Here is an 18962-nt window from a genome sequence, read left to right as displayed (position 1 = left end):
GATGATGACCCCGTGTCGTGGCAGTGGATCATCGGTGGGCTGGTCGTCTGGCTGGTCCTCGCGACCCTGCTCGCATTCGCGATCGGCCGCGGGATCCGGATCGCCGACCGCAACGAGCCCGGCACCGGCGTCCCGCTGACGACCGCCGACCTGCCGTCGTCCCTCGTCGCCCCCGCTGCTCGCCGCCGCCGGGCCGTGCCGCTGCCTCCGATCGGCGTCGGCCTGGCCGCCGCCGCGGTCGGCCTGATGGGCACCGGCTTCGCCCTGCGCCTGAGCGGTGCCACGGGTGCGCCGGCCCGGCTGCTGTCGATGGACGCCCCGTTCTCGCTGCCCCGCCTGTTCGTGGCGGGGCTGTTCGCCGTCGCAGCCGTCGCCGCGGTCGCCGGCGCAGCCCGCAACCCGGGGCGCCGCACCTTCTGGCTCGCCGTCGGCCTGGTCGCGGCCGGGATCGCCTCGGTCAAGACCGGTGGCACGGTGCACGCCGAAGCGATGGGCGCCGCGATCTCCGCCGTCGGCGAGCCCGCGGCCCTCGCGATCAGCGTGGTCGTCGCGGTCGCCGTCGTCGGCGCGCTCTTCTTCCTGAGCCGCACCGAGCGCCGTGACCGGCGCCGCGTCCTCGGCAGCCTCGCCGGCTACGGCGTCGCGTCCGTCGGCCTGTCGGCGCTGTCGGTCCTGGCGCCGGACTCCCTCCGGGCGACCGCCACCTTCCTCGAGGAGTCCGGCGAGGCCCTGGCCGGCGTCGCGTTCCTCGTCGCGGTGCTCATCGGTGTCGCCCCGCGCCTGGTGCTGCCCGCCGACTGGGCGCTGCGCCGCTCCGCCGACGCGCACGGTCTCGAGGCCGCCGACATGCTCCCCGGCCGGGCCGCGGGCTCCGCTCGCTGACCGCTGCGCGGGGCCTCAGAGGCCGGCGCGCACCTGCCCGCAGCGGCACCCGTACAGCGTCGCGGTGCTGAACGGGTCGTCACCGATCCGGCGGAACCAGTGCACGTGGCCGCGCCGACGCCGGTGCGGTCCCCGAGCCGGCTCCGGCTCTCCCCGGGCCGCGGCGCCCGGTCGCCCGCCCAACCCGTCCAGCAGCGCACCCATGACCACGAACCTCATCCCGGTAGCTCACCTCCTGCGCCGACCCACGGGGTCGACGCGCGGTCGACCGCCCCGCGGCCGCACCGGCGGCGGCGCCGTGGACATCTTCGCGCCGAAGAGCGATCCGCACACCCCTCCCGGCCGCACGCCGACCGCGACACCGCGCCGCATCGGCTGGTGACCGCCGGGCTCCACAGCCGATACTCGGCCGGTGGACTGGGACCTGGCCGTACTCGAGGCGCTGGCCGGTCACCGCACCGGCTGGGCCGACGCGCTCGCCCTGGGCCTGATGGACGCCGGCCAGCCGGCCGCCACCTACGTGGCCGCGTTCCTGGTCGCGGTCGTCTTCGCCGCCGTGTTCCGCGCCTGGCGGGCGGTGGGCGCCGCGCTGCTGGCCTCCGTCGCCGCCACCGCGCTGGCCGAGTACGGCAAGGAGTTCGTCGGCCGGCCGCGCCCGCCCGCGGAGCTGGCCCTCGTGCCCACCGACGGCTTCGCCATGCCGTCGTCGATCGCGGCCCTGACCGCCGGCGCCGCCGTTCCGCTCATCCTGTGGGGGCTGCGCCGGGCGGACCCCGTCGGGCGCCTCGTGGTGGCGGTCCTCGCCGGCGGCGTGCTGCTCGTCGGCGTCAGCATGGTCTACCTGGGGGCGCACTGGGTCAGTGACGTCCTGGCCGGCTGGGCGCTGGGCGCGCTCCTGGGCGTGCTCGCAGCCCGCCTGCTCCAGCGGATCCCGGGGCGGTCGGCCCGGGTCGCCGGCTGACCGCTGCGCCCGTCACAGGTGCCGATGCAGCGGCGCCCGCCGCCGGGTGCCGCCCGGTGGCCGCGGCGGCGTGCCCGTCCCCGGGTCCGCGTCCTGACCGCCGGGGTCCGGCCGGCCCGGCTCGGATCCGGTCGCGGTCGCATCACGCCCGGAGCGGGGGGCCGACGCGTGGACCGACCGGGCGAGGGCCGCGGAGGGCCTGCGGCGGCCACGGCGGCCGGCCTGGCCCGGCGGTGACGCGGGGGGAGCCGGTTCCGCCGTCGGGTTGGCAGCCGTCGGGCCGGCCGCCGTCGGTTTGGCCGCCGTCGCGCCGGCCGGGTCGGTGTCCGCGCCCGGGGGGTGCACCCGGCGGGCGGCCCGCTGGTCGCCCCGGCGCAGGAGCCATCCGGTCAGGAGCGCCAGTGGGAGGGCGAGCGCCGTCCAGGCCAGGGCCGCGATCCAGACCCAGTCCATAGGCCGCCCGTTTCTCCAGGGGCGTCGTAGGCAGTGGCCGCCGACGCCCGACTCGGGACACCAAGTGTGGCGGCTCCTCTACCCGCCCGGCATGCGATCGATGTCGCTCTCCTGCTCACCGGGACCGCGGCACGGAGGGTCGCGGGCGGACCGTCGCCGGGCGGTCGCCCTCCGAGAGGTCGTCCGGTGGCGGACTACCTGCAGATCCCTGCTGACGACGCTGCGCCGGCCGCGATCACCGTCAGCCGAGGTGCGTCAGCGACCCGCCCCGGGCGATGTCGAACAGGGTCGGGAGCTCGTCGAGGCCGACCGCGCGCAGCAGCCGCCCGACCTGCGTCGTCCGGCCTTCCGGCGCCGGTGACCCGGCGGTCGTCCGGAACTGCAGGGCCGGGTACGGCCGGCCGTCGGCGCCCCGCCGGTCCTGCCGGACGAGGACCGGGCCGGGGCCGGAGAGCCTCACGGCCAGGGCGATGAGCAGCAGGGCGGGCATCAGGACGACCGACACCAGCGCGGCCAGGAGCCGGCACGCCGTGTGGGGCACCCGCGCGAGGACGCCGCCGACCAGCAGGAGCGCACCCAGGAGGAGCCCCGGCGGCTCCGACGTGCCGGGCGCGGAGGCCAGCGCGAACAACCCGACCGCGATACCGAGTGCGGCGAGGGCGGCGGAGACCAGATCGACCTCCGAGGGGCCGCGCCGGGCGGCGTGCGGTGCGCCCGCACCGCCCTCCTGGTGGGCCGTCGACCGGACGGTCGGCTCCCCGCCGGCCGACCGGGTGGACGCGCCCGCTCGGCGGCGCACCGGTCCACCCGGCGGATGGGCCAGCGCACGGTTGAGGAAACGGGAGTGGCTCATGGTGAACAGTCCTTGTGCAGATGCGCCCGAGGCGCTGGAGGAAGTCGGCGGGACGGCGGGGCCTCGTCGAGGGAGATGGGCCGCCACGGTGCGTGCGGAAGGGACGCCGTCGGCGTCGCGCGATCCGGACGCGGAACCGGGTGCGGGCGAGCGGGTCAGTCGGGGCGTGCGCCGGGGTCGTCGGTGCCGCTGAGGGTGTGCGCGGTGAGCTGGGAGGTCAGGCGTGCCCACGCGCGATCCCACGTGGCCGTGACGGCGCACCCCACGACGGCCAACTGGCCGCTGGCGCCTCCCGTGCCGCCACCCGAGACCGAGACCGGGCTCGGCACGCACGCCGAGCCGCCGGGGGCGGGCTGCCCGGGCGCGGCCGGTGCGGGCGGTGCCGGCGGAGTCATCGGCTGGGCCGGCGCGGGCGCGGGGGCGGCTCCGCCCGGTGCCTGGTCCGACGCCGAGGAGGTCGCCGGCGCCGGGGCCGTCAGCTGCGCCGGCGATGCGGTCGCGGCGGCCTGCCCGACCCATCGCGGAGCGCCGTCGGCGTTGCTGTTCGCTCCCGCCGCTCGCGGTCGACCGTCGGCCCGAGAGCCGCCGGTCGCTGCCGGGCCGGCGTCACCGGGGCCGGCGCAGGACCGCACACCCGCGGCAGGGGCCGTCGCCGGAGCCGGGCCGATCTCGGAGGTCGTGCCGGTCGCCGGCTCCTCGGCGGTGGTCCGGGGCGTCGCCGGCTCGGCCGACGCGGCCGTGTCCGGCACGGTCGTGTCCGGCACGGTCGTGTCCGGCACGGTCGTGTCCGGCACGGTCGTCGCCGGCGCGGTCGTGGCCGGCACGGTCGTCGACGGAGGGGTGGTGGCCGGCGGGGTGGTGACCGGGTCGACGGGGGTGGGCGAGTCTGCGGGCACCTGGTCGGCGGAGGTGGCTGGCTCGGCGGGGGTGGCCGGGTCGGCGGGGGTGGCCGGGTCGGCGGGGGTGGCTGGCTCGGCGGGGGTGGCTGGCTCGGCGGGGGTGGCCGGGTCGGCGGGGGTGGCCGGATCGGTGGTGACCGGGTCGGCGGGCACCGCCGGGACGTCGGCGTCCGGGGGGACGACCGGGTCTGCCACCACCGGGATCGGCACCTGCACGGGAGGTACCGCCGGGTCGACCGGGGCCGCGCCGGGGGTGGCCGGTGGCGGCGCCACGAGGGGGGGACCTGCGGGGACGGGTGGTGCCGGGAGCGCCGCTGCCTCGCCGGTGGTTGGCACCGGCTCACTCCACGGGAGGCCGACCTCCGGCACCGGCGGCGCGGTGGGCGCCGGGGCGGGATCGGCCGGAGGAGGGGGCGTGGGGTCGGTGGCGGGCGCCGGTGGTGTGCTCGCCGGAGGCGGAGGCGGAGGCGGAGGTGGAGGCGGAGGTGGAGGCGGAGGTGGAGGCGGAGGTGGAGGCGGAGGTGAAGGCGCGTCTGCCGACGACGTCGGCACCGGGGGTGGGGGCGGAGCCGGCGCGGGGGCCGGGGGCGTCGCACCGCCCCGGGCCTTCCCCGGAGGCGCGCTGTCATCCTTGGCCGGGTGGTGCGGCCCGCGGTGGGTGGGTGGCCGCTCGGCGGGGCCAGCCGACGACCGGGGCGTTTCGGCCACCGGGGTCGGGGCCACGGCCGACTGCGCGTCCACCGCGGCTCGCGCCGTTCCGGTCGAGAGCAGGAGCACCAGCCATCCGCAGGCGAGGAGGGCGAGGACGAGCGGGGCAGCGACGCGCGGGTCGACGCGGAGGCGCTGCGCGGGACCACCGGCGGGCACGGCCGGGGGCTCCGAGAGCCCCATGCCGCCGTCCGTCACCGGAACCTCCTCGTCGCGGGGGCTGTCGCCCCGGCTCTTCCAGCCGTGCGAACCTCTCGCCGTCCCGGCCCCGCCGCAATACCTCCGGCCCTCGGGCCGGGGACGCGCGGCCCGGTGTCACGCTGTGTGAGCACACCCGACAGTGACGGTCCGGATGTAGTTGCGTCACGAACCCCGGCCGGCGGTGCTATCCGGCGGTCCATGCCAGCAGGTCGTCGGCGCTGTGGGTGGTGATCACCCGGTCCAGCGGGACGCCGCACTCGACCGCCCGTTCGCAGCCGTTGTACTGCCAGTCGAGCTGGCCCGGTGCGTGCGCGTCGGTGTCGATGGCGAACTCGCACCCCAGTTCCACGGCGAGGTGAGCAGCCGTCGGGGTGGGTCGAGCCGTTCGGGGCGGGAGTCGATCTCGACCGCGGTGCCGTGCTCGTGGCCGCACGGGGGGACGGGCCCCGGTCCTCCGTGGGGGCCACGGCGGGACCACCGGCCGGTTCCCCGGCCCCCGGGTGCCCGGCCGCCTCGTCCTCGAACGCAACGTCCTCGGGCGCCGTGGAGTGGGCCTCATGGGACTCGTCATGGGCGCGCGCGGAACCAGCGGCGACGACCAGCAGGCCCCACCCGCAGACGAGGAACAGCAGGATCAGCAGGGCGGGGCGGCCCAGCGGCCGCTTGCGCGGGTGCCCGTGCTCCGGGCCGGGGGACCGAGAGCGGGCGCGGGCACGGGATCCGAGGACCCCGCGCCGAAACCGCCGATGACCGGAACCCCTCTCGTCGCGGGCGGCGCTGTCGCGCGCCCGGATCCGCCGTCCCCAGGCGAGTCGAGCTCCCGCCGGACGGGGAAGGGCGCAATACGTCCGGCCCTGCTGAGCGGAACGCGCGATCGAATCTCACCGTGCGTGAGGGAGACGCAACCGATTACGTCTCGTCAGGCGGAACAGCCGAGCGGGCTGCGCCCAAGCTGCAGGGATCCGCACGGCCACCCGATCCGCTCGTCGGCGAAGCGGCGAAGCGGCCACGTGGCCGGGGGTGGCCCCTCCACGAGCGGCCATGCCGAGTCAAACCTCCGCCGCACATGCGGATTGTCACACCCGAAGCGGTAGGCGACGGAACGCATTGTCCTGATCGCTGCCGGTTCGAGACGCGCAGAACGCGCGGACTGCCGACGCCATGTCCGGTGCACTCCGTCACGCAGCGTCACGCCGAGTGCGCAGCGTCTCCCCCCGGCTCTCCGGACCGGGTGGCACGTCCTTATGAGCGCGACGACCCTGGGCAGCGGCCGCGATGAAGCGGTGTGTCGGGACCGGCAGCCGACGTGCCCGGGTCCTGGCACCGGCCTGGGTCGATCCACGCAACGGTGCGCGGGCGGTGACTCGTACCTGCCCCTGCTCTCAGTTGAAGGACGTCCATGCCCCCGCTGCTCCGTCAGCCCGCGCCGGACAGGCTCCGGCGACCGGACCGCACGGTCGTGATGACCGGCAACGTCGTCGCCGGCCCTGGCGCGCCGGCCCCGGACGCTCCGCCGAGCGCGACCGGCTTCGACACGACCGTCGTCGTCCCCACATACAACGAGGGCGCGAACACCGCTCGGTTGGTCGGCCGCCTCACCGCCGCGCTTCGCGGGCGCGACGCCGAGATCCTGTTCGTCGACGACAGCACCGACGACACTCCTCAGCGCATCGCTCGCGTCGCTGCGCACGCCGGGCTGCCGGTGCGGATGATCCACCGGGACGCCGGGGCGCGAGTCGGCGGTCTGGCCGGCGCGGTCACGGCGGGGATCTCGGCCTCCCACAGCGACTTCGTCGTCGTCATGGACGGCGATCTGCAGCACCCGCCGGAGATGGTGCCCGCGCTCCGGGACGCCGCCCAGGACGTGGACCTGGCCGTCGCCTCGCGCTACCGCGGGGGCGGGAACTCTTCCGGGCTGAGCAGCACGTACCGCCGCTGGATCTCCAGCGGCAGCACGGCCGTCGCCCGGGCGTGCTTCCCGCGCCGGGTCGGCCGGAAGTGCACCGACCCGATGACCGGCTTCTTCTGCGTCCGCCGCTCGGCGATCGACCTGTCGGGCCTCCGGCCGCGCGGGTTCAAGATCCTGCTCGAGATCCTGGCGCGGCACGACCTGCGGGTCCGGGAACTGCCGTTCACGTTCGGCGAGCGCGCGGCCGGGGAGAGCAAGGCCTCCTGGCGCAACGGACTGCGGTTCCTCCACCAGGTGCTGAGCCTGCGGGCGGGACGGATGGGCCGCTTCGCCGCGGTGGGTGCGCTGGGCACGATGGTCAACCTCGCGGTCATGGCCCTGCTCATCGCCGGGCCGCTGCCCGTGAACTACGTCCTCGCCGCGATCGTCGCCGCCGAGGTCTCGATCCTGCACAACTTCGTGCTCCAGGAGCGGTTCGTCTTCCACGACCTGCGCGACGGCGCGCACGGCCGGCCCCGCCGGCTGGCCCAGCACCTGGTGTTCAACAACGCCGAGGCCCTGATCCGCCTGCCCTTCCTCGTCCTGCTGGTGGAGACCGTGCCCGTCGGGCCGGTCCTGGCGCAGGCGGTCACCCTCGCCGTCGCCTTCCTCGTCCGGTTCCTCTTCATGTCCCGCGTGGTCTACCGGCCGCGTCGGCAGCTGCAGGACCCGGCACCCCTTCGAGAGACCCTGGAGGTCTGACCATGGCGATCCTCTCCGGGGTCCTCGTCCTCATCGCCCTCGCCCTGCTCGTCATCGCGAGCACCACCCTGTGGTGGCAGATGCACGCCTGGATGTCCCCGCGCTCCTTCGAGTCGGTCGGCTTCCGGGTGCCCGGGAAGGCGAAGCACTCCTTCAGCCTGATCGTGCCCTGCCGCGAGGAGAGCGAGCAGGTGATGACGTCCACGGTCGAGCGCCTGCTGGCCCAGGACCACCCCGACTTCGAGGTCATCTTCTCGGTCGGTCACGACGACGCCAAGCCGATGAGCAACGGCCTGAACACCGTGCAGATCGCGGAGAAGCTGGCTCGGCGGTGGCCGACCCGGGTCCGGGTCTCGATCAACTACGACGCGGTCAAGAACAAGCCCCGGCAGCTGAACACCTCGCTCCTGGACTGCACGAAGGACGTCGTCGGCATCATCGACGCCGAGTCGCTGACCCAGCCGGGCCTGCTCCGGCACGTCGACGCCACCTTCCAGGACACCGACGCCGACGTCGTCCAGGGCGCGGTGCACCTGATGAACTACCGGGACTCCTGGTTCAGCCTGCGCAACTGCATGGAGTACCGGATCTGGTTCCGCTCGCGGCTGCACGGCCACGCTCTCTCCGGCTTCATCCCGCTGGGCGGCAACACCGTCTTCGTGAAGCGGGCGCTGATCGAGGAGGTCGGCGGCTGGGACGGTGACTGCCTCGCCGAGGACTGCGAGATCGGCGTCCGGCTCTCGGCCCTGGGCAAGAAGATCGTGGTCGGCTACGACCCGGCGCTGGCCACCCAGGAGGAGACGCCGGAGCGGATCCCGCAGCTGATCAAGCAGCGGACCCGGTGGGCGCTGGGCTTCATGCAGGTGCTGGCCAAGGGGGAGTGGAAGCGGCTCCCCACCCGGTCGCAGCGGTTCCACGCCTGGTGGACCCTGGTCCAGCAGCACGCGGTCGCCTTCTCGGGCGTCGTCCTGCCCCTGGCCATCCTGACCGGGCTCCTGGCCAGCGTTCCCCCGCTGGTCGTGCTGATCACCCTCCTGCCCCTGGCGCCGACGGTGACCATGCTCGGCTTCGAGATGCTCATCCTCCGCGAGTGGAGCCAGGAGATGGGGCTCGACGTCCGGTTCCGCGACTATCTCCGCCTGCTCGTCTCGCTGCCCTTCTACCAGCTGCTGCTCGCGGTCGCGGTTCTCCGGGCGATCTGGAAGTACCTGACCGGCGACTTCGCCTGGGAGAAGACCGCCCACGCGGGCTCCCACATCACCCCCCAGCTGTCCGTCGTCCCGAACGAGGAGCGCGCCGCATGACCACCGTCCTCGAACGCACCGACGTCGTGGAGACCGGCTCGTCCGCGGCCCCGGCGCCGCCACGCCCGCGTGGCGCACTGGGACTCCGTTCGGAGCGACTGTTCGTCACCCTCGGGCTCCTGGTCGTGGGGGTGGCGCACTCGCTGAACCTGGCCGGCTGGCCGCGGTACTGGGACGACGAGGGGACGTACTACTCCCAGGCGTGGTCCGTCGCGAACCTCGGCGCCCTGTCGCCCTACACCTACTGGTACGACCACCCGCCGGCGGGCTGGCTCCAGATGGCGTTGTTCACCTGGATCCCCGACGCGATCCTCGACGGCACCAACTCCTCGGTGCTGGCCGGTCGGATCGTCATGGTCGGTTACACGCTGGTGACGGCGCTGCTCACCTACCTGCTGGCCAAGCGCGTCGGCATGGCACGGGGCTGGGCGCTTGCCGCGATGCTGCTCTGGGCGGTCAACCCGCTGGTCATCTACGAGGGCCGCCAGGTGTTCCTGGACAACGTCGCCCTGCCGTGGCTGATCGGCGCCTTCCTGCTCGTCCTGAGCAAGGACCGGCACCTGGGCCACCACATGGCCGCCGGGCTGTGCTTCGGCGTCGCGGTGCTGAGCAAGGAGACGACCCTGGTGTTCCTGCCAGCACTGCTGGTGGGCCTCTGGCAGTCGGCGTACCGCCCGACGCGGCCGTTCGCGGTCATGGGGTTCTCCGCCATCACGGTGATCTCGGGCTCGATGTACCTGCTGTTCGCGCTCATCCGCAACGAGCTGTTCCCCGGCCCGGACCACGTCTCGGTCTGGGACGCGCTGGCCTTCCAGCTCGGCGGCCGGGAGGGCTCCGGCTGGCTCCTGGACCCGAACGGCCCGAGCGACGGTGCCTACGACTCCCTGAGCGGCTGGCTCCAGCTCGACAGCGGTGTGCTCGTGGTGGGCGGCGTCGCGGCGTCGCTGGCCGCCCTCGCCGTCCGCCGGCTCCGGCCGCTGGCCATCGGGGTGCTGGTCGCCGCGCTCGTGGCACTGCGCCCGGGCGGCTACCTCCCGCAGATGTACGTCGTCGCAGTCCTGCCCTTCGCCGCCCTCGTGCTCGTCGGGCTCCTCGACGTGACGTGGAAGTGGCTCATGCGGGCCCGGACACTGCAGGTCCGGGCCGTCTCCGGCGCCGCTCTGCTGCTCGTCCTGGTGACGGCTGCGCTGCCGCTCGCGAACTGGCAGTACAACTACGAGGCGGCCTGGACGGCGGACACCAACGACGTTCGTGCCGAGGCCTTCCGGTTCGCCGAGCAGAACCTGCCCCGCGAGTCGACGGTCGTGACGGACAACGCGTTCTGGAACGACCTCGTGGACGCCGGCTGGGACTCCGAGGACGTCCTGTGGTTCTACAAGGTGGACTCCGACGGCGCGGTCACCGAGCAGGTGGGCGGCGACTACACCGGCATCGACTACCTCGTGTGGTCCGCCGCCGCCGCCAAGAACGCGGGTCCGATCGTGCTGGACGCCTACGAGCACAGCGAACTGCTCTGGGCCGCCGGTACGGGCGAGGCCGAGGTCGAGGTCCGGCGCGTCCGCTCGCTCGCGGAGCAGGCGGAGATCGAGGCGGCGGAGGCCGAGGCCGAGCGTCAGCGGCTCGAGGCGTTCCTGGCCTCACCGAGCGCCGAGTACCCCGATCTGACCAACGGGCAGATCGAGGGGATCCTCGTCGACCGCGCCACGATGTCGGTACCGGAGATGGCCCGCAAGTACGTCACGACGGAGGAGACGATCGTGTCCATCCTCGCGACGGAGGACTGACATCCCGGGTCAGTCCTCCAGGGGTGGGCAGCCGCCGAGTGCGTCGTCGGTCAGCAGCAACCGGCCCAGAGCGTTCCACGCGGCGCCGTAGTAGGTGTCGGTGACCTCGTCGATCCGGGCGGCGTCGGCCAGTTCCCGGGCGGCGCGGTCCTCGTCGCCCTCTGCTGCGGCGACCGCGGCCTGAGCCACCGCCGCGACCACCGAGTCGTAGTCGACGATCGGCTCCCCGGCCAGGTCCAGGCGGGCGGCATCCCCGGCCTCGCGTAGCGGATCGGCCAGTGCAGCCGCCAGGGCGCGGTCCTCCGGCCGGCAGGACTCGGCGAAGCGCACGGGCATGCGCGCAGCGTCGTAGCCGTACCGGATCTCGTCCACGCCACCCAGGATCCCCGCCGTGGCCTCGACGGTGCCGTCCTGAGCGACCTGCGCCCAGTCGGGTGGGAGGGTGCCCTGCGCCAGCACGGATGCGGTCACCGCCCGGGTGCCGGCGTCCAGTTCGGCCCACCGCGTGTCGCCGGACGCCTCGGCGAGGACGGCGCTGGCCGCCGGAGAGGCGTAGCTGGGGTTGTAGGCGTACGGCGCACCGGTCGCCCAGTCGCCGGCCACCAGCACCCGGCCGGCTCCGGTCTCCACCGTCTCCAGGTCGAGGACGGCCCGGCCGAGCGCGATCCCTTCGGCGGTGAGCTCCGGGTCGCCGAACGCATCGCCTGCGATCACCAGGGCACGGGCTGCGTCGAGGTCGGCGTCGGACGCGGACGACCGGTCGACGACGGCGCCGTCGGCCCACCGCCAGCTCAGCAGCCCGTCGGGGCGGCGGAGGTTGTCCTTGGTCCACGACCAGACCTCGTAGAAGGTCTGCCGTTCGCCCATCGCCGCAGCGACGAGCATGGCATAGGCCTGCCCCTCGCTGACGGTGTCGCCGCCCTCGTCGTGGCGGACGACGCGGCCGTCCTCGGTGACGTAGTCGTCGAGGAAGGCGCGGCCGGCATCCTCGGCGGTCAGCCGGGTCGGAGCGGCCGGTCCGCTCGTCGCGACCGCGGTTCCCCGGTCCGAGGTGGCAGTGCTGCAGGCTGCGACCGGGGACACCGCGAGGAGGACGGCGGCGGACACGCCTCGCACGAACCGGATCACCGTCGGACCTCATTCCCGCGTCGCGCTCGTGGAGAGCATCGCCCGGTCCGGTGCGGCGCCGCCGTGGGGAGAGGCAGCCGAGGGCGCGCTGTAAGGCGATTGTCCTACGGTTCGCGCCGCTCGCGGCCCGGGGGCGGAAAGCCAGAGCCCCGGGTGCACGAAGGGTGGCGGCGGGGCGTAAGGACGGTAGCGGTCCCGGTCGGATTGGTCCGGCGCGTCGCACGGAATCGCCGACCGGCCCGCCACGGGGGATTACGGGCGACATGCCCGCCGGGGTGATCGATATCTCCTGGCCGGCTCGGTGACCGTCGGCATGGCGGCGCGGGCGATCGGCAGACCGCCGCGAAACCCCAGCCCGCATGTGACGACCCCGTCTCAATTTCCCGTGACATAGCGGGTTGGCACGATTACTTTGAGCCCATGTCCCCACGCGTAGTAGTCGCTTCGTCACACCGACAGGCGACCCAGATCGCCGGCCGGTCGCTCGCGCGGAGGAGCTTCTCCCCCTCCCGGAAGTGGATGGGCTCCGCGCTGGCGGCGGCGATCGCCCCGGCGCTGGTCGCCTGCACGCCGCTGGAGGTCGCCCCGCCGGCCGCTGCGCCGGTCGACGAGGTGGTCGGCCAGGAGGTGTCGGCGCCCGCGGCCGCCCCGCTCGAGGCCACCGCGCCCGCGCCGGTTCCCGCTCCCGCCGCGGCGCCGGCCCCCGTCGCGGAGCCGGTCCTCCCGGCCGCCGAGGCTCCCGCGGCCGCCCCCGTCCCCGTCGAGACGGCGGACCCGGTGTCGGTCGCCGAGGCGGCGGCTGCCGGCGACGGATCCGGCCCGCTGTCCGGCGACAGGCTGTACGGGCCGAACGCGGGCGCGGCCGAGGCCGCCGCGCGGCTGCGGAGCAGCAGGCCGGCCGACGCGGCCCTGCTGGCGCAGATGGCGAGCGTGCCGACGGCGACCTGGCTGGGCTCCTGGAACGGGGATGTCAGGACGGCGGTCCGGACCCGGGTCGCCGAGGCCCAGGCGGCCGGCGGCGTGCCGGTCTTCGTCGCGTACAACGCGCCGAACCTCGACTGCGGCGGCCACTCGGCGTCCGGAGGTGCTGGCTCAGCGGCGGGGTACGACGCCTGGATCCGGGAGGTCGCCGCGGGGATCGGGACCGCCGAGGCCGTGGTCGTCCTGGAGCCGGACACCCTTGCCCTGCTGTGCGGGGACGCCGACGAGCGCATCCGGATGCTCGAGTCGGCGGTCCGCGTGCTGGAGGCCAACCCGGCCACGCACACCTATCTCGATGCCGGGCACTCTAACTGGGTGGGTGCCCGGGCGATGGCCGAGCGGCTGCGTGGGGCCGGGGTCACGGAGGCGGACGGCTTCGCGCTCAACGTCTCCAACTTCGAGACCACCGCGGACAACGTGGCCTACGGCAGCGAGGTGTCGGCCCTGCTGGGCGGCGCCCACTTCATCGTCGACACCGGCCGGAACGGCAACGGCCCCGGGAACGACTGGTGCAACCCGTCCGGCCGTGCGCTGGGCGAGCCGACGACCACCCAGACCGGCCACGAACTGGTCGACGCGTTCATCTGGATCAAGACGCCGGGCGAGTCCGACGGCACCTGCAACGGCGGCCCGGCGGCGGGGCAGTTCTGGACCGACTACGCCGTGGGCCTCGCGCGGTCGTAGCCGGCGCCCGCCGGCGGCACGGGGGAAGGGGTGGGCGACCTCAGGACGTCGTCCAGGCCAGCAGCTCGTCGGCGCTGCGGGTGTTGATCACCCGGTCCAGCGGGACGCCGCACTCGACCGCCCGTTCGCAGCCGTTGTACTGCCAGTCGAGCTGGCCCGGTGCGTGCGCGTCGGTGTCGATGGCGAACTCGCACCCCAGTTCCATGGCGAGGGTGAGCAGCCGCCGGGGTGGGTCGAGCCGTTCGGGGCGGGAGTTGATCTCGACCGCGGTGCCGTGCTCGACGCAGGCGGAGAAGACGGCTTCGGCGTCGAAGTCGCTCTCCGGCCGCGGGCGCTGCGTCCCGTTCCGCTGCCTGCGGCCGATGACCAGCCGGCCGGTGCAGTGCCCGAGGACGTCGGTGTGCGGATCGGCGACGGCGGCGAGCATGCGGTCGGTCATCGCCCGCCGGTCGGCCCGCAGGTCCGAGTGCACGCTGGCGACGACGACGTCGAGCCGGCCGAGCAGCTCGTCGGTCTGGTCCAGCGAGCCGTCGACGTTGATGTCGCACTCGATGCCGGTGAGGATCCGGAACGGGGCGAGCTCGTCGTTCAGCTGGGCGACCACGTCGAGCTGCCGCTCCAGCCGCTCGGGGGTGAGCCCGTTGGCGACCGTGAGCCGGGGGGAGTGGTCGGTCAGTGCCAGGTACTCGTGGCCCAGCGCCATCGCGGCCTCGGCCATCTCCCGGATCGGGCTGCCGCCGTCGGACCAGTCGGAGTGCGCGTGCAGGTCGCCGCGCAGCGCGGCCCGGAAGGCGGCGACGTCCTCGGCGGCGGGCAGCTCGGCGTCGACGGCCTCCTCCAGCGTCGTCAGGTACTCGGGCACCTCGCCCCGGTGCGCCTGCACGATCGCGGTCGCCGTCTTGGGGCCGATGCCCTTGAGGTCCGTGAGCGTCTTCGTGCGGATGCGGCGGTCGAGCTCGGCCTCGTCGAGGCCGTCGACCACCGCCGCGGCGCTGCGGTAGGCGGCGACGCGGTAGCTGGCCTCGCGGGCGCGCTCCAGGAGGAAGGCGATCCTCCGGAGCGCGGCCGCGGGCGGGAGCGGAGCGCTCAGCGCGAGCTCTTCTTCAGGCGCTTCTGGGACTTCCTCTGCGCCTTCGCGGCGCGCTTCTGCGCCTTCGCGAAGTTCTTCTCGGTGGCGTCGGCGGCCTTGCCGGCCGCGCGCCGCGTCCGGTAGCCCACCGACGGCTTGCCCTCGGTGTCGACGGCGGCGAGCAGCAGGCCGCCCAGCAGGCCGGTGTTCTTCAGGAAGTTCGAGATCTGCCCGAACTGCTCCGCCGGGTCGTCGTGCTCCCAGAACCGGTGACCGGCCAGGGTGGTGGGCACGATCGACGCCGACAGCACCAGCGCGGTCAGCCGCGGGAACTTGTTCAGCGCGAACAGCGAGCCGGCGGCGACCTTGATCGCGGCGTCGACCTTCACCCACTGCTCGACGTCCCGGGGCAGCTCCACGGGGAGCTGCTTGTCGGCGGTGTCGGCGATCTTCTCGACCACGGGGCGGGCGCCCGGCACGCGTTCCTGCGGCTTGCGCAGGGTGCTGACCCCTCCGTAGACGAAGGGAGCGGCGAGCAGGGGCCGGGCGATCCGGCGAACGAGCATGATGACCTCTTTCCTCGATGCCACTGGGCAGTCGCGTCGTGCACTGCCCCGAAGATCGATTCCGCAATCACCGAGGTCGCGCGGCGTCGTCCGGAACCGGTCGCCGTCCTGGCCTGATCGCCGGTCACGTGGGTAGACCCCTGCCCGTGACCACCCCCACCAGCGCCTCCACCCCCACCAGCGCCTCCACCCTCGGCCGCGGCGTCCTCGCCGGCGTCGCCGGGACCGCCGTGATGACCGCCGTCCAGAAGCTCGTCGAGATGCCGCTGACCGGGCGGCGGGACAGCTACGCGCCGGCCGAGCTGGCCGAACGGCTGCTGGGCCTGCGTCCCGCCACCGCTCGCGGGCGGACGGCGCTCAACTACGCCGCCCACTTCTCGCTCGGCACGATGTGGGGAGCGGCGTACGGCCTCGCCGCCCGGCGCGGCCTGCGCGGTCAGCGGGCGGTGCACGCCGTCTTCGCCGTCGTCTACCCCACCGATGTGGCGGTGAGCACCGCGCTCGGCGTCTACGCGCCCCGCACCTGGACACTGCGGGACCTGGCGATCGACGTCGTCGGCAAGTACGTGCAGGCGCAGGGCACCGGGCTGGTGTTCGACCGGTTCCTCGACCCGGCGTGACCCGGCTCCGGCGGCCGGGTCACCGGAGACCGATGAACCGCAACCGGCACCGGCCGGCCGCCGCGACCGCGCCGCCCACCGCGAACCCGGCCAGCACGTCCCCGGGGTAGTGCACGCCGACGTGCACCCGTGAGTAGCCGACGGCCAGGGCGACCGGCGCCAGCGCGGCCCCGGCCCCCGGGCTCTCCAGCGCCAGGCCGGTGACGAAGGCCGCAGCCGAGCTCGCGTGTCCGCTCGGGAAGGAGAGGCTGCCGGGCTCGCGCCGCAGCCGGCGCTCGGTGACCAGGTTGGCCAGGTCCGGCCGCACCCGGCCGAAGGCCCGCTTGAGGACTGCGTTGACCACGCCGCTGGACACCAGCATCGAGCCCGCCCCGCGGAGCGCGCCCCGCCGCAGCGGCCCGGGCTGGGTGCTCAGCACGAGCCCGATCAGCACCCACAGCGCGCCGTGGTCGGCGGCGGTCGACAGCCGGCGCAGCCAGCGGTCGGCCGGCGAGGTGGGCAGCGCCCCGATCAGCGAGTGCAGGCGCGCATCGAGGTCGCGGGCGAAACGCACGGCCGGACGCTAGACGATACTCGGCCTTCGCGGTGGGCTCAGGCTTTGCGGCGGGCCCGGTACGCGGCGACCGTCGAGCGGCTCGCGCAGGTGTTGGAGCAGTAGCGGCGGCTGGCGTTGCGCGAGGTGTCCACGTAGACGTCGTCGCAGCCCTCGGCCGAGCAGACGCCGAGGCGCTGCCAGCCGTGCTGCACGACCACCTGCGACAGGCCCATCGCCACCGTCGTCGTCAGCTGCTCGAGCGCGGGGGCGTCGGGGCGGGCGTAGTGCAGGTGCAGCTCGCCGTCGTGGTCGGTGGCGTACGGGCGCGGCCGGGCCAGCGCCAGCAGCTCGTTGAGCCGGGCGAGGACGTCGTCCTGCGACTCGGCCAGGGCGACGGCGCGCACCAGCCGGGCGGTGACGGCCGCCTGCTCCGCCTCGGACGGCGAAAGGTCCAGCGACGTCCCGAGCGTGAACCACTCGTCGTGCGCCGACAGGAACAGCGCCACGCCGTCGTCGGGTTCCAGGTCGGCGTTGGCCAGGGCGATGGCCAGCTCGACCGCGGTTGACCCGTAGGTGTCGTAGTCCAATTGACTCCCTACCGTCGAGTCCCTACTCTCGGGACTGCGTAGGCGGTCAACGGTCTTTGACCGCCTACTGTTCCTTCCCTGCAGTGCGAAACGAGTGCAAGCGTGCGTACCTATCTCACCGTCTGGCGGCTTCCCTCCGCCCCGGTGCTCCTCCTCTCCGGCTTCGCCGGGCGTCTGCCGTCGGCCATGGTGCCGCTCGCGCTGCTGCTCATGGTGCAGCAGCAGACCGGCTCCTACGCGATCGCGGGTCTCGCCGCGGCCACCCTGGGCGTCGCCTCGGCCGCGATGGCGCCGATCCTCGGGCGCCTCGCCGACCGGAAGGGCCCGCGCCGCATCCTGCTGGCGCAGGCGGCGCTGTACCCGCTGCTGCTCGCCCTGCTCGTGGTCGTCGTCCTCCGCGATGCGCCGACCGCGGCCGTCATCGCGGCCTCCGCCCTGGCCGGTGCGAGCACGCCGCTGGTCTCGGGCACCGTCCGCGCGCTGTGGTCCCGCACCGACCCGCGCTCCCGGCCGGCCGCCTACGCCCTGGACGCCACCGCCACCGAGCTGGTCTTCGTCGTCGGCCCCACGCTGGTCGCCACGCTGGCCGTGCTCGCCGCCCCGGCCTGGGCGGTCGGCCTCGCCGGCGCGCTGGCCGTCGTGGGCGCGCTGGGCATCGCCGGCGCCGCCCGGTCGTGGGTGCGTGCCCCGGCGCCCCGCGCGAGCCTGTTCTCCACCGTGCTCACCCCGGGCATGCCCCGGGTCCTGCTCAGCGGCTCGGCCGTGATGCTCGGCTTCGGCGCGCTGGAGGTGGCCATCCCGGCCTTCGCCGACTCCGCCGGCCGGCCCGGCATCTCCGGCCTGCTGCTGGCGGTCTGGTCGCTGGGCTCGGTCGCCGGTGGTCTCTGGTTCGGCGCCCGCGTGATGAGCGCGTCGCTGCCCCGGCAGTACCGCTGGCTGCTGTTCGGCGTCACCGTCGGCCTGGCGCCGCTGGCCTGGATCTCCAGCCCCTGGGCGCTGGGCGTGCTGCTCTTCCTCGGCGGGACGGCGATCGCCCCGACCCTGACCGTGCAGAGCTCGCTGGTCGGCTCGCTGGCTCCGGTGCACGCGACGACGGAGGCATTCACCTGGCTCTCCACCATCACCGTCGGCGCCTCCGCGGTCGGTGCGGCCCTCGGTGGCGCGCTGATCGAGGCGCCGCCGGGCGTGCCGGGTGCGCTGGTGCTCGCCTGCGCCGGTGCGGCGGCGGCCGTCGTCGTCACCCTGGTGCCCGGGCGCCGTCCGGCAGCGCGGCGGGCGGCCGCCCGCGAGCCCGTCGCCGCCTGATCCGCCTCCCGGCCCGGGTCCCGGGACCCGGGCTGGGAGCCCCCGCGGGGCGCTGGTAGTCTTTCTCCTCGGTGGTTACGAGGTGACTCGGACCCCGGGAGGCTTCGCCTAGTCCGGTCTATGGCGCCGCACTGCTAATGCGGTTTGGGTTAATCCCCATCCCGGGTTCAAATCCCGGAGCCTCCGCGCACGACAACTGAACACACGCACCCGTAGCTCAACGGATAGAGCATCTGACTACGGATCAGAAGGTTAGGGGTTCGAATCCCTTCGGGTGCACGTCTGGTTGAGACACCGAGCGGCCCCGCACTTCGACGGAAGTGCGGGGCCGCTTCGTCGTCCGAGGTCGCCGCATCCTCTGGCGTCGCTGCGCCGACTCCCCGGGCGGACCACCCGTTCGGTGCCTGTTCGCGGCCAACTGCGTAGCGGTCCGCCTCCGGTGGGTAAGGTGGCGCCACGGCCGTGAGGGGCCGACCACGGTCCGTAGCCCGGACCGCGACGCGGAGGTGGGCGGATGACCGGACTGCTCGTGGCCGCGGCGGTGTGCCCGCTGCTGGTGCTCGTGCTCGCGTTCGTCATCGGCCGCCTGCTCCGGTCCACCGACCGGATCGAGGAACGGCAGCGGACCGCCGACGCCGCGTCCTGGCCCGCACCGCCGCAGACCCCAGCCCGTCCGGCTCGGAGGCGGCTCGCGCCGTCCGTGCGGGCCGGCGGAGCCTGAGCCTCCCCGGTACCCGCCGCGTCACGGGACGGCTCCCGGAGGCGGATCCGGTCCTAGAGTGACCCGGTGAT

Annotated in this window: 18 protein-coding genes and 2 tRNA genes; 11 read left to right on the top strand and 9 right to left on the bottom strand. The window is 74.6% G+C overall.

What is annotated here, in order from left to right; translation table 11 throughout:
- The first annotated feature begins 12 nt into the window (after positions 1 to 12).
- The gene (locus tag ACI790_RS05415; RefSeq protein ID WP_456568763.1) at positions 13 to 882 is read left to right on the top strand and encodes a hypothetical protein; all 870 of its coding nucleotides are present in this window, start codon (positions 13 to 15) and stop codon (positions 880 to 882) included.
- Between the two features lie 15 nt (positions 883 to 897).
- On the opposite strand, the gene ACI790_RS05410 is transcribed toward ACI790_RS05415, so the two are convergent.
- Positions 898 to 1101, bottom strand: coding sequence for a hypothetical protein (locus tag ACI790_RS05410; protein WP_456568762.1), 204 nt, complete (start codon positions 1099 to 1101; stop codon positions 898 to 900).
- 193 nt (positions 1102 to 1294) lie between these two features.
- Here ACI790_RS05410 and ACI790_RS05405 point away from each other — a divergent pair, with 193 nt between their 5' ends.
- Positions 1295 to 1843: a phosphatase PAP2 family protein gene (locus ACI790_RS05405; protein ID WP_456568761.1), complete on the top strand. Its 549-nt coding sequence runs from the start codon at positions 1295 to 1297 to the stop codon at positions 1841 to 1843.
- Positions 1844 to 2537: 694 nt separating this feature from the next.
- On the opposite strand, the gene ACI790_RS05400 is transcribed toward ACI790_RS05405, so the two are convergent.
- The 3 genes from ACI790_RS05400 to ACI790_RS05390 all read right to left on the bottom strand — a co-directional run bounded on the left by ACI790_RS05400 (position 2538) and on the right by ACI790_RS05390 (position 5306).
- Positions 2538 to 3149 carry a sugar transferase gene (locus ACI790_RS05400; protein ID WP_456568760.1) on the bottom strand — a complete coding sequence of 204 codons (612 nt, stop codon included), beginning with the start codon at positions 3147 to 3149 and terminating at the stop codon, positions 2538 to 2540.
- A gap of 155 nt (positions 3150 to 3304) precedes the next feature.
- Complete coding sequence (locus ACI790_RS05395; RefSeq protein ID WP_456568759.1) at positions 3305 to 4321, bottom strand: hypothetical protein; 1017 nt, start codon at positions 4319 to 4321, stop codon at positions 3305 to 3307.
- Between the two features lie 820 nt (positions 4322 to 5141).
- Entirely contained in the window at positions 5142 to 5306 is a 165-nt protein-coding gene (locus ACI790_RS05390; protein WP_456568758.1) for a hypothetical protein, read from the bottom strand.
- A 1113-nt stretch (positions 5307 to 6419) separates the two neighbouring features.
- Here ACI790_RS05390 and ACI790_RS05385 point away from each other — a divergent pair.
- Genes ACI790_RS05385 through ACI790_RS05375 form a run of 3 tightly spaced genes read left to right on the top strand, consistent with a single transcriptional unit; the run spans position 6420 to position 10695 of the window.
- Positions 6420 to 7607, top strand: coding sequence for a glycosyltransferase (locus tag ACI790_RS05385; protein ID WP_456568757.1), 1188 nt, complete (start codon positions 6420 to 6422; stop codon positions 7605 to 7607).
- Positions 7608 to 7609: 2 nt separating this feature from the next.
- On the top strand, positions 7610 to 8911 hold the full coding sequence (locus ACI790_RS05380; RefSeq protein ID WP_456568756.1) for a glycosyltransferase: 1302 nt from the start codon (positions 7610 to 7612) through the stop codon (positions 8909 to 8911).
- Positions 8908 to 10695 (top strand): ArnT family glycosyltransferase, encoded by a 1788-nt coding sequence (locus tag ACI790_RS05375; RefSeq protein WP_456568755.1) that lies wholly within the window; start codon positions 8908 to 8910, stop codon positions 10693 to 10695. Before ACI790_RS05380 ends, ACI790_RS05375 begins: the two co-directional genes overlap by 4 nt.
- 9 nt (positions 10696 to 10704) lie before the next feature.
- On the opposite strand, the gene ACI790_RS05370 is transcribed toward ACI790_RS05375, so the two are convergent.
- Positions 10705 to 11802: a glycosyl hydrolase family 8 gene (locus ACI790_RS05370; RefSeq protein ID WP_456568754.1), complete on the bottom strand. Its 1098-nt coding sequence runs from the start codon at positions 11800 to 11802 to the stop codon at positions 10705 to 10707.
- A gap of 540 nt (positions 11803 to 12342) precedes the next feature.
- On the opposite strand from ACI790_RS05370, the gene ACI790_RS05365 reads away from it, so the two are divergent.
- Positions 12343 to 13488, top strand: coding sequence for a glycoside hydrolase family 6 protein (locus tag ACI790_RS05365; RefSeq protein WP_456568753.1), 1146 nt, complete (start codon positions 12343 to 12345; stop codon positions 13486 to 13488).
- Positions 13489 to 13528: 40 nt separating this feature from the next.
- Here ACI790_RS05365 and ACI790_RS05360 read toward each other — a convergent pair whose 3' ends face one another.
- Positions 13529 to 14578: a PHP domain-containing protein gene (locus tag ACI790_RS05360; RefSeq protein WP_456568915.1), complete on the bottom strand. Its 1050-nt coding sequence runs from the start codon at positions 14576 to 14578 to the stop codon at positions 13529 to 13531.
- Entirely contained in the window at positions 14575 to 15123 is a 549-nt protein-coding gene (locus ACI790_RS05355) for a hypothetical protein (RefSeq protein WP_456568752.1), read from the bottom strand. The genes ACI790_RS05360 and ACI790_RS05355 overlap by 4 nt, the downstream gene beginning before the upstream one ends.
- A 146-nt stretch (positions 15124 to 15269) precedes the next feature.
- Between ACI790_RS05355 and ACI790_RS05350 the strand changes: the two genes are divergently transcribed.
- Positions 15270 to 15743, top strand: coding sequence for a hypothetical protein (locus tag ACI790_RS05350; protein ID WP_456568751.1), 474 nt, complete (start codon positions 15270 to 15272; stop codon positions 15741 to 15743).
- 19 nt (positions 15744 to 15762) lie between these two features.
- Here ACI790_RS05350 and ACI790_RS05345 read toward each other — a convergent pair whose 3' ends face one another.
- Together ACI790_RS05345 and ACI790_RS05340 are read right to left on the bottom strand one after the other, a co-directional pair.
- A complete protein-coding gene (locus ACI790_RS05345) occupies positions 15763 to 16296 on the bottom strand; it encodes a phosphatase PAP2 family protein (RefSeq protein WP_456568750.1) in 534 nt (177 codons plus the stop codon).
- A 38-nt stretch (positions 16297 to 16334) separates the two neighbouring features.
- The gene (locus ACI790_RS05340) at positions 16335 to 16865 is read right to left on the bottom strand and encodes a CGNR zinc finger domain-containing protein (protein ID WP_456568749.1); all 531 of its coding nucleotides are present in this window, start codon (positions 16863 to 16865) and stop codon (positions 16335 to 16337) included.
- Positions 16866 to 16967: 102 nt separating this feature from the next.
- Between ACI790_RS05340 and ACI790_RS05335 the strand changes: the two genes are divergently transcribed.
- The 4 genes from ACI790_RS05335 to ACI790_RS05320 all read left to right on the top strand — a co-directional run bounded on the left by ACI790_RS05335 (position 16968) and on the right by ACI790_RS05320 (position 18891).
- The gene (locus ACI790_RS05335; protein ID WP_456568748.1) at positions 16968 to 18170 is read left to right on the top strand and encodes an MFS transporter; all 1203 of its coding nucleotides are present in this window, start codon (positions 16968 to 16970) and stop codon (positions 18168 to 18170) included.
- 97 nt (positions 18171 to 18267) lie between these two features.
- A tRNA-Ser gene (locus tag ACI790_RS05330) sits at positions 18268 to 18356 on the top strand.
- 20 nt (positions 18357 to 18376) lie between these two features.
- A tRNA-Arg gene (locus tag ACI790_RS05325) sits at positions 18377 to 18449 on the top strand.
- Positions 18450 to 18684: 235 nt separating this feature from the next.
- A complete protein-coding gene (locus ACI790_RS05320) occupies positions 18685 to 18891 on the top strand; it encodes a hypothetical protein (RefSeq protein ID WP_456568747.1) in 207 nt (68 codons plus the stop codon).
- The last annotated feature ends 71 nt before the right edge of the window (positions 18892 to 18962 follow it).

Source organism: Blastococcus sp. SYSU DS0539 (assembly GCF_054050855.1).
Note: the sequence above shows the minus strand (reverse complement) of the source record. Positions and strands in the feature narration are given on the sequence as shown.

Bases quoted from the DNA above. Each gene is read 5' to 3' on its own strand.
- ACI790_RS05410 (WP_456568762.1), bottom strand. From the start codon at position 1,101: ATGAGGTTCGTGGTCATGGGTGCGCTGCTGGACGGGTTGGGCGGGCGA.
- ACI790_RS05400 (WP_456568760.1), bottom strand. From the start codon at position 3,149: ATGAGCCACTCCCGTTTCCTCAACCGTGCGCTGGCCCATCCGCCGGGT.
- ACI790_RS05385 (WP_456568757.1), top strand. From the start codon at position 6,420: ATGACCGGCAACGTCGTCGCCGGCCCTGGCGCGCCGGCCCCGGACGCT.
- ACI790_RS05380 (WP_456568756.1), top strand. From the start codon at position 7,610: ATGGCGATCCTCTCCGGGGTCCTCGTCCTCATCGCCCTCGCCCTGCTC.
- ACI790_RS05375 (WP_456568755.1), top strand. From the start codon at position 8,908: ATGACCACCGTCCTCGAACGCACCGACGTCGTGGAGACCGGCTCGTCC.
- ACI790_RS05365 (WP_456568753.1), top strand. From the start codon at position 12,343: ATGGGCTCCGCGCTGGCGGCGGCGATCGCCCCGGCGCTGGTCGCCTGC.
- ACI790_RS05355 (WP_456568752.1), bottom strand. From the start codon at position 15,123: ATGCTCGTTCGCCGGATCGCCCGGCCCCTGCTCGCCGCTCCCTTCGTC.
- ACI790_RS05320 (WP_456568747.1), top strand. From the start codon at position 18,685: ATGACCGGACTGCTCGTGGCCGCGGCGGTGTGCCCGCTGCTGGTGCTC.